Origin of the sequence: Rhizobium alarense (assembly GCF_021555155.1) — a bacterium.
Lineage (GTDB): Bacteria > Pseudomonadota > Alphaproteobacteria > Rhizobiales > Rhizobiaceae > Rhizobium_D > Rhizobium_D alarense.
On record NZ_JAKGBU010000035.1, the window covers coordinates 34,853 to 47,547 of the forward strand.

At 65.5% G+C, this 12,695-nt stretch carries 14 protein-coding genes; all 14 read left to right on the forward strand.

What is annotated here, in order from left to right; translation table 11 throughout:
• A partial coding sequence (gene phnH / locus LXM94_RS12815; RefSeq protein WP_235771813.1) for a phosphonate C-P lyase system protein PhnH occupies positions 1 to 514 on the forward strand: 514 nt, incomplete at its 5' end.
• Between the two features lie 3 nt (positions 515 to 517).
• Positions 518 to 1,630: a carbon-phosphorus lyase complex subunit PhnI gene (locus LXM94_RS12820; protein WP_235771814.1), complete on the forward strand. Its 1,113-nt coding sequence runs from the start codon at positions 518 to 520 to the stop codon at positions 1,628 to 1,630.
• Positions 1,627 to 2,520 carry an alpha-D-ribose 1-methylphosphonate 5-phosphate C-P-lyase PhnJ gene (locus tag LXM94_RS12825; protein ID WP_235771815.1) on the forward strand — a complete coding sequence of 298 codons (894 nt, stop codon included), beginning with the start codon at positions 1,627 to 1,629 and terminating at the stop codon, positions 2,518 to 2,520. Before LXM94_RS12820 ends, LXM94_RS12825 begins: the two co-directional genes overlap by 4 nt.
• Positions 2,517 to 3,293 (forward strand): phosphonate C-P lyase system protein PhnK, encoded by a 777-nt coding sequence (gene phnK / locus LXM94_RS12830; protein ID WP_235771816.1) that lies wholly within the window; start codon positions 2,517 to 2,519, stop codon positions 3,291 to 3,293. The genes LXM94_RS12825 and phnK overlap by 4 nt, the downstream gene beginning before the upstream one ends.
• Before the next feature lie 2 nt (positions 3,294 to 3,295).
• Complete coding sequence (gene phnL, locus LXM94_RS12835) at positions 3,296 to 4,003, forward strand: phosphonate C-P lyase system protein PhnL (RefSeq protein ID WP_235771817.1); 708 nt, start codon at positions 3,296 to 3,298, stop codon at positions 4,001 to 4,003.
• Positions 4,000 to 4,677: a DapH/DapD/GlmU-related protein gene (locus LXM94_RS12840; RefSeq protein ID WP_235771818.1), complete on the forward strand. Its 678-nt coding sequence runs from the start codon at positions 4,000 to 4,002 to the stop codon at positions 4,675 to 4,677. Before phnL ends, LXM94_RS12840 begins: the two co-directional genes overlap by 4 nt.
• Positions 4,678 to 4,748: 71 nt before the next feature.
• On the forward strand, positions 4,749 to 5,600 hold the full coding sequence (phnC, locus tag LXM94_RS12845) for a phosphonate ABC transporter ATP-binding protein (RefSeq protein WP_235771819.1): 852 nt from the start codon (positions 4,749 to 4,751) through the stop codon (positions 5,598 to 5,600).
• 83 nt (positions 5,601 to 5,683) lie between these two features.
• The gene (phnD, locus tag LXM94_RS12850) at positions 5,684 to 6,589 is read left to right on the forward strand and encodes a phosphonate ABC transporter substrate-binding protein (protein ID WP_235771820.1); all 906 of its coding nucleotides are present in this window, start codon (positions 5,684 to 5,686) and stop codon (positions 6,587 to 6,589) included.
• 94 nt (positions 6,590 to 6,683) lie between these two features.
• Positions 6,684 to 7,646: a phosphonate ABC transporter, permease protein PhnE gene (gene phnE / locus LXM94_RS12855; protein WP_235771822.1), complete on the forward strand. Its 963-nt coding sequence runs from the start codon at positions 6,684 to 6,686 to the stop codon at positions 7,644 to 7,646.
• A 9-nt stretch (positions 7,647 to 7,655) separates the two neighbouring features.
• Positions 7,656 to 9,164, forward strand: a complete 1,509-nt coding sequence (gene phnE, locus LXM94_RS12860; RefSeq protein ID WP_235771823.1) for a phosphonate ABC transporter, permease protein PhnE — start codon at positions 7,656 to 7,658, stop codon at positions 9,162 to 9,164.
• Between the two features lie 107 nt (positions 9,165 to 9,271).
• A complete protein-coding gene (locus LXM94_RS12865) occupies positions 9,272 to 9,994 on the forward strand; it encodes a DUF1045 domain-containing protein (protein WP_235771824.1) in 723 nt (240 codons plus the stop codon).
• 1 nt (position 9,995) lies between these two features.
• Complete coding sequence (locus tag LXM94_RS12870) at positions 9,996 to 11,135, forward strand: alpha-D-ribose 1-methylphosphonate 5-triphosphate diphosphatase (RefSeq protein WP_235771825.1); 1,140 nt, start codon at positions 9,996 to 9,998, stop codon at positions 11,133 to 11,135.
• Positions 11,136 to 11,140: 5 nt separating this feature from the next.
• Positions 11,141 to 11,746 (forward strand): phosphonate metabolism protein/1,5-bisphosphokinase (PRPP-forming) PhnN, encoded by a 606-nt coding sequence (gene phnN / locus LXM94_RS12875; RefSeq protein WP_235771836.1) that lies wholly within the window; start codon positions 11,141 to 11,143, stop codon positions 11,744 to 11,746.
• A 155-nt stretch (positions 11,747 to 11,901) separates the two neighbouring features.
• The gene (locus tag LXM94_RS12880) at positions 11,902 to 12,408 is read left to right on the forward strand and encodes a TIGR00645 family protein (RefSeq protein ID WP_235771826.1); all 507 of its coding nucleotides are present in this window, start codon (positions 11,902 to 11,904) and stop codon (positions 12,406 to 12,408) included.
• Positions 12,409 to 12,695: the final 287 nt, after the last annotated feature.

Here is a 12,695-nt window from a genome sequence, read left to right on the forward strand (position 1 = left end):
ACCCGGTACGATCGGCCCTGTCGCGCCGCTTGCCACGCCGCCGGCGCCGCTCGGCGCGACGGCCGGCGCGCTCGCGCTCGCGCTGTGCGACCACGATACGCCGGTCTGGCTGACGCCGGCGCTCGCCAGGTCGCCGCTGCGCGAATGGCTGGCTTTTCACACCGGTGCGACCGTGACCGACGACCGGCTTGCCGCAAGCTTCGCCTTCGTGGAACTTGCGGCTCCGACGCCGGCGTTCAGCACCTTCGCGGCCGGCAGCCAGGACTATCCCGACCGGTCGACGACGCTGGTCGTCGAGGTTCCCGCGCTTGCCGGCGGCGATCCGCTCGTGCTGACGGGTCCCGGCATCGACGGACGGACGGCCATCTCGCCGCGCGGCCTCCCGGACGCGTTTCTCGCGCTCTGGGCCGAGAACCGGCGGCTGTTCCCGCGCGGCATCGACCTTATTCTGGTTTCGGGTGGCGAGATCGTCTGCCTGCCGCGGACAACCGCCATCGCGCGCAAGGAGGGCTGACCCATGTATGTGGCCGTCAAGGGCGGGGAAGCCGCCATCGCCAATGCCCACCGCCTGCTCGCCGACCGTCGCCGCGGTGACCGGTCGCTTCCCGCGATCGGCATCGATCAGATCGTCGCGCAGCTCGGCCTGGCCGTCGACCGCGTCATGGCCGAGGCTTCGCTCCATGACCGCGACCTTGCAGCTCTTGCCGTTCGGCAGGCGCGGGGCGACATGATCGAAGCGATTTTCATCCTGCGCGCCTATCGCACGACGCTGCCGCGTTTCGGTTATTCGAAGCCGATCGAGACCGGCTCGATGCGGATCGAGCGCCGGGTGTCAGCGACCTACAAGGATCTGCCGGGTGGCCAGTTGCTCGGCCCGACCTTCGACTACACCCACCGGCTGCTCGACCCGTCGCTGCTTGCCGACGAGGCGGTCGATGCACCCGTCGAGCGCGAGGATGCCGGCGAAGCCGTCATGCGCGTCTCCGACATCCTGGCGGGTGAGGGGCTCGTCGAGTCCGATGGCGATCTGCCGGCCGGCCATGTGCCGGGCGACCTGACCCGCGAACCGCTCGAATTCCCGATGGAGCGGGATCTCAGGCTCCAGGCGCTCGCGCGCGGCGACGAGGGCTTCCTGCTGGCGCTCGGCTATTCGACGCAGCGCGGTTACGCCCGCACCCATCCCTTCGTCGGGGAAATCCGCGTCGGTGAGGTGGAGATCGAACTCGACCTGCCCGAACTCGGTTTCGCCGTGTCGCTCGGCCGCATCCGCGTCACCGAATGCCAGATGATCAACCAGTTCAAGGGCTCGGCGAAGAGCCCGCCGCAGTTCACCCGCGGTTATGGCCTCGTCTTCGGTCAGAGCGAACGCAAGGCCATGGCCATGTCGCTCGTCGACCGGGCGCTGAGGGCAGGGGAGTTCGGCGAGGACGTGGTTGCCCCGGCGCAGGACGAGGAATTCGTCATCTCCCATTCCGACAATGTGCAGGCGACCGGTTTCGTCGAGCACCTGAAACTGCCGCATTACGTGGATTTCCAGGCCGAACTCGAGCTCGTCCGCCGCATGCGCCGCGAACACGAGGCGGTGCGTGGCGAGACTCCCGACACCGACATTGCGGAGGCCGCAGAATGAATACGGCAGCACGTGACCTTGCAACCTACAACTTCGCCTATCTCGACGAACAGACGAAACGCATGATCCGCCGGGCGATCCTGAAGGCGATCGCGATCCCTGGCTATCAGGTGCCGTTCGCCTCCCGGGAAATGCCGATGCCCTATGGCTGGGGCACCGGCGGCGTGCAGGTGACGGCGGCGATCCTCGGGCCGGACGATGTGCTGAAGGTCATCGACCAGGGCGCCGACGACACGACGAACGCCGTTTCCATCCGTGCCTTCTTCCAGAAGGTCGCCAATGTCGCGGTGACGACGAAGACCCGCGAGGCGACGATCATCCAGACCCGCCACCGCATTCCGGAAGAAAAGCTCAAGGCGGGCCAGACGCTGGTCTACCAGGTGCCGATCCCCGAGCCGCTCCGCTTCCTCGAGCCGCGCGAGACCGAGACCCGCAAGATGCACGCGCTGGAGGAATACGGCCTCATGCATGTGAAGCTCTACGAGGACATCGCCCGCAACGGCCATATCGCGACGACCTATGCCTATCCGGTGAAGGTCGAGGGGCGCTACGTCATGGATCCGTCGCCGACGCCGAAATTCGACAATCCGAAGATGCACATGTCGGAAGCGCTCCAGTTGTTCGGGGCCGGCCGCGAAAAGCGCATCTACGCCGTCCCACCCTATACCGATGTCGTCAGCCTCGACTTCGAGGATCACCCCTTCGAGGTCCAGACCTTCGACAAGCCCTGTGCGCTCTGCGGCGCCGAGCATGTCTATCTCGACGAGGTCGTGCTCGACGACAGGGGCGGGCGCATGTTCGTCTGCTCCGACACAGATCATTGCGAGGACCGGCGCACCCACGGCCACCGCGGCGCGATGCTCGCCGAGACGAAGGACGCCGCAGAATGACCGACGCACCGCTTCTGAAAGTCCGTGACGTCTCGAAATTCTACGGGGCGAGAACCGGCTGCCGCAACGTCTCCTTCGATCTCTGGCCGGGCGAGGTCCTGGCAATCGTCGGCGAATCCGGCTCGGGCAAGACGACGCTGCTCAACTGCCTGGCCACCCGCCTGATGGCGAGTTCGGGCACGGTCGAATACCGGATGCGCGACGGCCAGATGCGCGACCTTGCCCGCATGTCCGAGGCCGAGAGGCGCTTCCTCATGCGCACCGACTGGGGCTTCGTGCACCAGAACCCGGCCGACGGACTGCGCATGACGGTGTCGGCCGGCGCCAATGTCGGCGAGCGCCTGATGGCGGTCGGCGACCGGCACTACGGCCGTATCCGCGAGACGGCCGGCGACTGGCTCGGCCGGGTGGAGATCGGCTTCGACCGCATCGACGACCAGCCGCGCGCCTTTTCCGGCGGCATGCGCCAGCGTCTCCAGATCGCGCGCAACCTGGTGACGTCGCCGCGCCTCGTCTTCATGGACGAGCCGACCGGCGGCCTCGACGTCTCGGTGCAGGCCCGCCTGCTCGACCTGCTGCGCGGCCTCGTGCAGGACCTCGGTCTCTCGGCGATCGTCGTCACGCATGACCTTGCGGTCGCCCGGCTTCTGTCGCACCGCATGATGGTGATGAAGGACGGTCTCGTCATCGAGGAGGGCCTCACCGACCGGGTGCTTGACGATCCGCGCGCGCCCTACACCCAGCTTCTCGTTTCCTCCATCCTGCAGGTGTGACCATGCCGACACCCCTCGTCGTTTCCGAAGTCGCGAAAAGCTTCACAATGCATCTGCGCGACGGCATCCGCCTCCCGGTCGTTTCCGACGTCACCTTCTCGGTCAAGGCCGGCGAATGCGTCGTGCTGGGCGGGCCATCCGGCATCGGCAAGAGTTCGTTGCTGAAGATGGTCTATGGCAATTACGGCGTGGACGAGGGGCAGATCCTCGTCGAGCACGAAGGCCGGCTGGTCGATCTCGCCACGGCCGACCCACGTACCGTCCTTGCCGTGCGCCGGGTGACGCTCGGCTATGTCAGCCAGTTCCTGCGCACCGTGCCGCGCGTCGCCGCCGTCGATGTGGTGGCCGAACCGCTGACGGCACGCGGCACGGACCCGGCGGAGGCGCGGGACGCGGCGGAAGCGATGCTCGCCCGCCTCAACCTGCCGCACCAGCTCTGGCAGTTGCCGCCGGCCACCTTTTCCGGCGGCGAGCAGCAGCGCGTCAACATCGCCCGCGGCTTCATCACCGACCATCGCATCCTGCTGCTCGACGAGCCGACGGCCTCGCTCGACGCCAGGAACCGCGCGGTCGTTGTGTCGATGATTAAGGAGAAGAAGGCGAAGGGCGCGGCGCTGCTCGGCATCTTCCACGACGAGGACGTGCGCGAAAAGGTCGCCGACCGCATCGTCGATGTCTCCGCCTTCTCGCCGCGGAAGGCTGCCGCATGACCAAGCTGTCGGAAGCGCCGTTGATCCACCCGACCGCGACGGTCGCCGACAGCCGCCTGGGCAAATACACCGAGATCGGCGAGGCCTGCCGGATTTCCGAGCTTGAGATGGACGACTATTCCTATATCGAGCGCGGCAGCCAGGTCTGGTGCGCCACGATCGGCAAGTTCGCCAACATAGCCGCTGCCGTCAGGATCAACGCCACCAACCATCCGACATGGCGCGCGACGCTGCATCATTTCACCTACCGCGCCGGCGACTATTGGCCGGATGCCGACGACGAGGCGGATTTCTTCGAATGGCGGCGCGGCAATCGCGTCGTCATAGGCCACGACGTCTGGATCGGCCACGGCGCGACGATCCTGCCCGGTGTGACCGTCGGCAACGGTGCCGTTATCGGCTCCGGCGCCGTCGTCACCAAAGACGTGGCACCCTACACGATCGTCGGCGGGGTCCCGGCCAAGCGCATCCGCGACCGCTTCGGTCCGGGGATCGGCGAACGCATGGATCGCCTTGCATGGTGGGACTGGAACCACGCCCGGTTGCGCGCGGCGCTCGACGATTTTCGCGTGCTGGACGCGGAAGCGTTCGTCACTCGTTACGAAGAAGTGTTGAGCGCCGAAATGTCTGAAAAAACAGACATGTGGACTGTCACAAAAGCAACGTCGATCTGACATTCCACATTCACGAACTGCCGCTATTGCCCCTTCAACGCTGTATGACTGAACGCCTCGAAAGGGATGCCATGTTTCGCCTGAAGAACGTGACTCGCCGGTTCGGAAAGCATGCTGCCGTAGACGCGGTGAATTTCGACATTCCGCAGGGCCAGATGGTCGGCGTCATCGGTCGCTCGGGCGCTGGCAAATCGACCCTGCTGCGCATGATCAACCGCCTTGTCGATCCGAGCGAAGGCTCGATCCATTTCGGCGATGTCGAGGTGTCCGCGCTTTCGGGGGCCGCGTTGCGCAACTGGCAGCGCGACTGCGCCATGATCTTCCAGCAGTTCAACCTGGTGCCGCGTCTCGACGTCTTGACCAACGTTCTGCTCGGCCGCCTGAACCACCGTTCGACCGTGCTCAGCATGCTGAACATGTTCACCCGCGACGAGCGCATCATGGCGATCGCCGCGCTCGAGCGTCTCGGCATCGAGCAGACGGCGCTCCAGATGGCCGGCACGCTGTCGGGCGGCCAGCAGCAGCGCGTCGCGATTGCCCGTGCCCTGATGCAGGAGCCGAAAATGGTCCTCGCCGACGAGCCGATCGCCTCGCTCGATCCGTTGAACGCCAAGATCGTCATGGATGCGCTGCGCGACATCAACGAGCGCGAAGGCATCACCGTCGTCACCAACCTGCACACGCTCGACACGGCCCGGAACTACTGCGAGCGCATCATCGGCATGGCGGCCGGCAAGGTCGTCTTCGATGGCTCGCCCCGCGAACTCGACGCGGATGCAGTTCGCACGATCTACGGCACCGATTCCGACGGCAACGAGATCGACGAGACCATGACGTCCACCGCCATCGGCACACATGCGGCGCGGCAGGACAATGCCAGGAAATCCGCCAGCCCGACGCCGCTGGCATTGGCCGGCATCTGACGCCGCCAGGATCGAACGGCCCGCGTCAAGGGCTGCAGACTTCCCACGAGCCGGCGGAGCCGGTCAAACAGGAGAACGGATTTATGTTGAAGAAAGCTCTTCTCGGCGCCGTTGCGCTGATCGCGCTCGCCGGCCATGTTCAGGCGGAAGACCTGAAGGAATTCCGTGTCGGCATCCTCGGCGGCGAAAACGAAGCCGACCGCCTGCGCAACTTCCAGTGCATGGAAGGCCACCTCAAGGAAACGCTCGGCGTCGAGAAGGTCTCCTTCTTCCCGGCCGCCGACTATGACGGCGTCATCCAGGGCCTGCTGGGCGGCACGCTCGACTATGCCGAACTCGGCGCGTCGGGCTACGCCAAGATCTATCTGGAGAATGCCGAAGCCGTCGAGCCGATCCTGACGACGGTCCAGACCGACGGTTCGACCGGCTACCACTCGATCATGGTCGCCCGCAAGGATTCGGGCATCACCAAGATCGAAGACCTGAAGGGCAAGAAGCTCGGCTTCGCCGATCCGGACTCCACCTCCGGCTACCTCGTTCCGCTCGTCACGCTGCCGGAAGCTGTCGGCGGTCCGATCAAGGAATTCTTCGGCGAGACAGGCTTTGGCGGCGGTCATGAAAACCTCGTCCTCGAAGTCGTCAAGGGCACGTTCGATGCCGGTACGACCTGGGGTTCGGGCGTCGGCGAGTTCAAGGACGGCTACACGTCCGGCAATCTGCGCAAGATGGTCGACAAGGGCATTCTCGACATGAACGACCTCGTCGAGCTCTGGAAGTCGCCGCTGATCCCGAACGGCCCGATCGTCGTTCGCGCGTCGATGAACGACGACATGAAGACCAAGTTCAAGCAGTTCATGATGGATCTGCCGAAGACGGACGCCGCCTGCTTCTCCGCCATTCAGGGCGGCGACTTCACCGGCTATGTCGAAGTCAATGTCGACTTCTACAAGCCGATCATCGACGCCCGCAAGGCAACGATCGGCGGCTGATTGCCAATCCACGGCAGGGCGCCGGCAATCCTCGCCGGCGCCCTGTCCATTTTGACCAAACCCTCTACGGGTGGGACCACGAGGCGACAGCGCCATGGCGGCACAGACATCTTCGCAGGCCTTCAGCCCTCGCGGCGCCCTGATCGAACAGCATTGGCAGGAACTCGCCTCACGCCGCCGCACCTACAGCTTTATCGGCCTCGCCATCCTGCTGATCGCGGTGTCCGGCTCGCTCTGGTTCGCCAATGAAACCAACGCCGGCAAATTCTTCGACCGCCTGCCGTATTTCTTCGACTTCTTCCACGACCTCATCCCGCGCGACGGCATGGAGGTCGTCCGCGCGCTGTTCGACCTGCCGTCGCCCTATGACGATGGCAGCTTCAAGTACAACTACCCGGAGGGGCGGCTCTACATCACCGAGAGCCTCTACGTGCCGGAATATTTCTACAAGATGCTCGAGACGCTGAACATCGCGCTGCTCTCCACGCTCATCGGGCTGGGCCTGGGCTTCCTGTTGTGTTTTCTGGCCGCCCGCAACCTGATGCCCAATCCCTGGATCCGCGGCACGGTGCGCCGTCTCATGGAAATCCTGCGCGCCTTTCCGGAGGTGGTGCTGGCAGGCTTCTTCCTCGCCATCCTGTCGCTCGGGCCGATCCCGGCCGTCATTGCGGTCTCGATCCATACGGTCGGGGCGCTCGGAAAGATGTTCTTCGAGGTCGTCGAAAATGCCGACATGAAGGCGGAGGAGGGCCTGCGGGCTGCCGGCGGCAACTGGGTGGAGCGGGTTTGGTTCGGCATCGTGCCGCAGGTGATGCCGAACTTCATGAGCTACTTCCTGCTGCGGCTGGAAATCAACGTGCGCGCCTCGACGATCATCGGTGCCGTCGGCGGCGGCGGCATCGGCGAACTGCTGCGGCTGTCGATCGGGCAGGGGCATGAAGCCAAGACGCTGGCGATCGTGCTCTTGCTCTTCTGCACCATCGTCGCCGTCGACCAGTTCTCGGCCTGGCTCCGCCGTCGCCTTGTCGGAAACCAGGCCTTCCAGCTCGCGCAGTAGGGGATCGTTATGACCAAGTTGCACCCGGCCGAAATGGACGCGATCGCCTCCCGCCATCCCGCCGTCTTCCAGCGCTCCGTCTGGTCGCGTTTCCGCATGCCGCTTCTCATCGCGGCGACGCTTCTCTACAGCCTCTATTGCTGGTGGTTCTTTGCGATCGGCGATGTGCTCTACCGCGCCAACTGGTCGATCGCCGGCACCTACCTGGCGGACTGGGTATCCTACGAAGTGCGACCCGAGATCGAGATGGATCCGGACGGCGCCATGCATATCAGCTACCCGCGTTTCGATCCCCTCGGCCCCAATCCCGATCCGGACTGGGTGACGCTGGAGCGGGCGACGATGACCCGCACGATCGAGACGCCGTCCGCGCAAACCGCGAAGAAGGACGACGGCTTCAGCTTCATGGCGCCGGGCGCCGCGACAAGCGGTTCCCCGGAGACCGGCACGACGGAGGAGGCCGCTGCCGGCAGCGAGACCGTCACGCAGGACGTCGTAACGCGCGCCGAGATCGCCTTGAACGCCACCGACCGTGTCGTGGTGACACCGGGCGAGGCGACGGTCTATCGCGGCGCGGAGGAACTGCGCGCGCGCATCGCCGACGGCGCGGTCATCGCTCTCCAGGACACCTTGCCCGGCTGGGCGGTCCAGAGGCACCCGGGCGAGAAGATCACGGTCAGCTTCGGCCTGTCCGGCTGGCTCGAAATCGACACCGACGAGGTGGCTGTCCGCAGGCGTTTCCTCGGCTGGGAGAATTTTCTCTTCGACGCGCATTCGCCGTTCTTCGGAAGGTCGGCCGGCGAGGTGCTGGGCCTGATCGCCTGGGGCGGGCGCCTCGATCCGGACCGCTCCAATCTCTCGCTTGCCTGGAGCAATATCCTCTACAATGCCGAGTGGCAGCATCTCGACGTCTGGACGAAGCTGCTGCAGACGATCGTCATGGCTTTCGTCGGCACGCTTTTTGCCATGGTGGTGGCCTTCCCGCTGTCCTTCATCGCCGCCCGCAACATCACGCGCAACCGCGTCGTCAACCAGATCTGCAAGCGTTTCTTCGACTTCCAGCGCTCGGTCGACATGTTGATCTGGGCGCTGTTTTTCACCCGTGCCTTCGGCCCCGGACCGCTTGCCGGCATGTCGGCGATCTTCTTCACGGACACGGGCACGCTCGGAAAATTGTACTCCGAAGCACTGGAAAACATCGACGACAAGCAGCGCGAAGGCGTGAAGTCCGTCGGCGCGCCGCCGGTCGCGGTCCAGCGCTTCGGCGTCCTTCCGCAGGTCGCGCCGCTGTTTGCCAGCCAGGCACTCTATTTCTGGGAATCCAACACCCGATCGGCGACGATCATCGGTGCGGTCGGCGCCGGCGGCATCGGCCTGAAGCTCTGGGAAGCGATGCGGACCAATTCGGACTGGGAGAACGTCGCCTATATGGTCCTGCTGATCCTGATGGTGGTCTTCGTCTTCGACGGGATCTCCAATGCGCTACGGTCCCGGCTGATGGGGCAGAAGCCGCATTGAGGCCGTTGGAATAATGCGCCGGCGTGGCATGATGCTGCCACACGAATCCGGTTGATGCTGGGACGGCTGCCGCCTCCGGCGCCGTCTTACGAAATGGGAATGACACGTTGCGATATGGCCTCTATTTCACCCCGCCCGCAAGCGACGCGCTGACGATCAGGGCGTCGCGCTGGCTGGGCCGGAACGCGTTCACGGGCGCTGCCCTGCAACAGCCGGCGGTCGAGGGATTCGACGCTTCCGCGTTTGCCGCGCTGACCGCCGACCCGCGCCGCTACGGCTTTCATGCGACGCTGAAGGCGCCCTTCGAACTGGCGCCGGGAACCACGGAGGCCGAACTGGTCGCCGAGATCGTCCGTTTCGTCGGTGAGACGGAACGCTTCGAGATCCCGGACCTGGCAATTGGTCGCCTCGGCTCGTTCTTCGCCCTCGTGCCGGGGCAGGATTGTCCGCCTCTGCAGGCCTTCGCTGCGGAGGTCGTGCGCCGCTTCGAACGCTTCCGGGCGCCGCTGTCCTCGGCCGACATCGCGCGCCGCAGGCCCGACCGGTTGACGAGCGACGAGCGCCAGAACCTCGTCCAGTGGGGCTATCCCTATGTGTTCGACAGCTTCCGCTTCCACATGACCCTGACCGGCCCTGTGCCCGCAGGCGATGCGCCGGCCGTGGAGCGCGCGCTGCGCGTCCACTTTGCCGAACACGACGGCCCGTCGCTGCCGGTCGGCGGCCTGGCGCTCTTCCGCGAATCCTCGCGCGGCGCGGACTTTACCGTTCATTCCCTCTTCCCGCTCGCCCGCTTCCCGCTGGGCGGAGCAGCCAACCGAAAGACGGCCTGACATGACGACCGAATTGACGCTCACCAATGCCCGGATCGTGCTGGAGGACGGCGTGGTCCACGGTGCGGTCCTCGTGCGCGACGGCGTGATCGCCGAGATCGCCGATCGGCCGACGACGGCCGGCGAGGACATGGGCGGCGACTTCCTGATCCCGGGCCTCGTCGAACTCCATACAGACCATCTCGAGGCGCATTATTCGCCGCGCCCCGGCGTGCGTTGGGAAAAGATGGCGGCGATTCAGGCCCATGACGCGCAGGTCGTGACCTCCGGCATCACCACGGTCTTCGACTGCCTGCGCATGGGCTCGGATGAGGACGGTGGCTTCGAGCAGGGCGAGATGCGGGCTATGGCCGATGCGCTGGCGAAAGCGGGATGCGAGGACCGGCTTAGGGCCGATCACCTGATTCACCTGCGCTGCGAAGTGTCGACCGACAACGTGATGGATCATTTCCACGAATTCGAGAACGATCCCCAGGTCCGCCTCGTCTCGCTGATGGACCATGCGCCGGGCCAGCGGCAGTTCCAGACCATGGAACAGTACACGCTCTACTACAAGACCAAGCGCGGCCTCTCGGACGAGGCCTTCGCCGAATTCTGCAGGCGCCAGCAGGAGCTTTCGGCGCGCTACGCGAAGCCGCATCGCGACGCCATCGTCGCCTCCTGCGCCGCGCGGGGCATCGCCGTCGCGAGCCATGACGACGCGACGCTCGACCATGTCGAGGAGGCGATCGGCTACGGCATCCGGCTTGCGGAGTTCCCGACGAGCCTCGATGCGGCGAAGGCGTCGCACGTCGCCGGCATGAGCGTGCTGATGGGCGCGCCGAACATCGTGCGCGGCAAGTCCCATTCGGGTAACATCGCGGCCCGCGATCTCGCGGCGATGGGCGTGCTCGACGTGCTGTCCTCCGACTACGTGCCGCTGAGCCTCATCCATGCCCCCTTCATCCTCGCCGACGAGATGGAAGGCATCAGCCTGTCCGAGGCGATTGCCATGGTCTCGGCGACGCCGGCGAAGACCGTCGGTCTCGACGACCGGGGCCGCATCGCGCCGGCGCTGCGCGCCGATCTCGTGCGCGTGCGCCGCGAGAGCGGCGTGCCGGTCGTCCGTTCTGTCTGGCGCCAGGGAATGCGGGTGGCATGACCGGGATGGACGCGATCGCCAGGCCGCCCGTCGCCGCGGTCCCTGGTGCCGGCGGGGCGATGGTCGTCGTGGTCGGACCAAGCGGCGCCGGCAAGGATTCCGTCATGTCCTTTGCCGCGAAGGCCCTTGGCGAAGACGGCCGCGTCGTCTTCGCGCGGCGCGTCATCACGCGTCCGGCCGATGCCGGCGGCGAGGCGCACGAGGGCGTCGATCCGCCGACTTTCGCGCGGATGCGGGACGAGGGCGCCTTCTGCGTCTGGTGGGAGGCGCACGGCCTGAGCTACGGCATCCCGCGCTCGGCGCTCGCGGCCATGGCGGACGGCAGCGTGGTCGTCGTCAACGGCAGCCGTTCGGCGCTGCCGCGCTTCGAGGCGGCGGTTCCGCGCCTGCATGTCGCGCTGGTCACCGCGCGCGCCGACGTGCTGGCGGACCGCCTTGCCGGCCGCGGCCGCGAAAGCCGCGAGGAGATAGAGGCCCGGCTCGCACGCCGGCCGAAGGCCTTTCGACCCGGCTGCCCCGTTGCGACCTTCGACAACAGCGGGCCGCTGGCCGAGGCGGGATCCGCCTTCGTCGCGATGATCGGCGCCCTGCTGCCGGATGCTTGCCGCTGAACGGGCCATTGGTTATTCAGAGGCCGGAGCATTTCCAGCCGAAGCGGAATCGCTTCGGCGCCGGACAATGCGGGAAAAACAGAATTCTGGAGTATTTCCGGGATCCCGCTTTCGCCGGAAATGCTCGAACCCGGCGTCACTGGAACGGAGACCCCATGAAATCCCTCGAGCTTCTCGTCGAACGCATCATCCTGTCGAGCCGCTGGATCCTGATCGTCTTCTATCTCGGCCTCGTCGCGGCGCTGCTCGTCTATGCGGTTTCCTTCCTCTACAAGTTCCTCAAGGTCGCCACGAACGTCTTCACCTATGACGAGGCCGAAATGATCCTCGCCATGCTCGGGCTGATCGATGCCGCGCTGGTCGCAAGCCTCATCCTCATGGTGATGATCGCCGGCTACGAGAATTTCGTCAGCCGTTTCGATGAGGCCGAAAAGGACGTTTCGTTTCTCGGCAAGCTCGATTCCGGCAGTCTGAAGATCAAGGTCGCGTCCTCGATCGTCGCGATCTCCTCGATCCATCTGCTGCAGATCTTTCTGAATGCCCAGCAATATACCGATGCGAAGCTCATGTGGCTGACCGTCATGCATCTCGCCTTCGTGATTTCGGCGCTGCTGCTCGGCTATCTCGAGCGCATCATGTCGGCGCTGAAGATCAAGGACTGAGCTGGCCGGGCCTGACCGAAGCGCTGCGCGACGAGCTCGCCGGCGCCATTTGCCGTCCGGACGTGTCAAGGGTGGCACGCGCGGTTTTCCCCGCAATTCGTCAAACACACCGGCCGTATCGGGGCTATGATTAACGTTTTGTCACCCGGAAAAAAGTTCGATATTTTTTCGAAATGGCCGTTGACTTCGCCGCCGGGCCCGAACTATATACCGCTCACCAACGAGGGCGGCGGCGCTGCTGGCGACGGATGCACTCGCTCTGAGGTTTCCTGATTGGATGGGTTGTT

Excerpts from the sequence above, each read along its gene's own strand:
- LXM94_RS12820 (WP_235771814.1), top strand. The coding sequence starts at position 518 with ATGTATGTGGCCGTCAAGGGCGGGGAAGCCGCCATCGCCAATGCCCAC.
- LXM94_RS12825 (WP_235771815.1), top strand. The coding sequence starts at position 1,627 with ATGAATACGGCAGCACGTGACCTTGCAACCTACAACTTCGCCTATCTC.
- phnK (WP_235771816.1), top strand. The coding sequence starts at position 2,517 with ATGACCGACGCACCGCTTCTGAAAGTCCGTGACGTCTCGAAATTCTAC.
- phnL (WP_235771817.1), top strand. The coding sequence starts at position 3,296 with ATGCCGACACCCCTCGTCGTTTCCGAAGTCGCGAAAAGCTTCACAATG.
- LXM94_RS12840 (WP_235771818.1), top strand. The coding sequence starts at position 4,000 with ATGACCAAGCTGTCGGAAGCGCCGTTGATCCACCCGACCGCGACGGTC.
- phnC (WP_235771819.1), top strand. The coding sequence starts at position 4,749 with ATGTTTCGCCTGAAGAACGTGACTCGCCGGTTCGGAAAGCATGCTGCC.
- phnD (WP_235771820.1), top strand. The coding sequence starts at position 5,684 with ATGTTGAAGAAAGCTCTTCTCGGCGCCGTTGCGCTGATCGCGCTCGCC.
- phnE (WP_235771822.1), top strand. The coding sequence starts at position 6,684 with ATGGCGGCACAGACATCTTCGCAGGCCTTCAGCCCTCGCGGCGCCCTG.
- phnE (WP_235771823.1), top strand. The coding sequence starts at position 7,656 with ATGACCAAGTTGCACCCGGCCGAAATGGACGCGATCGCCTCCCGCCAT.
- LXM94_RS12870 (WP_235771825.1), top strand. The coding sequence starts at position 9,996 with ATGACGACCGAATTGACGCTCACCAATGCCCGGATCGTGCTGGAGGAC.
- phnN (WP_235771836.1), top strand. The coding sequence starts at position 11,141 with ATGGACGCGATCGCCAGGCCGCCCGTCGCCGCGGTCCCTGGTGCCGGC.
- LXM94_RS12880 (WP_235771826.1), top strand. The coding sequence starts at position 11,902 with ATGAAATCCCTCGAGCTTCTCGTCGAACGCATCATCCTGTCGAGCCGC.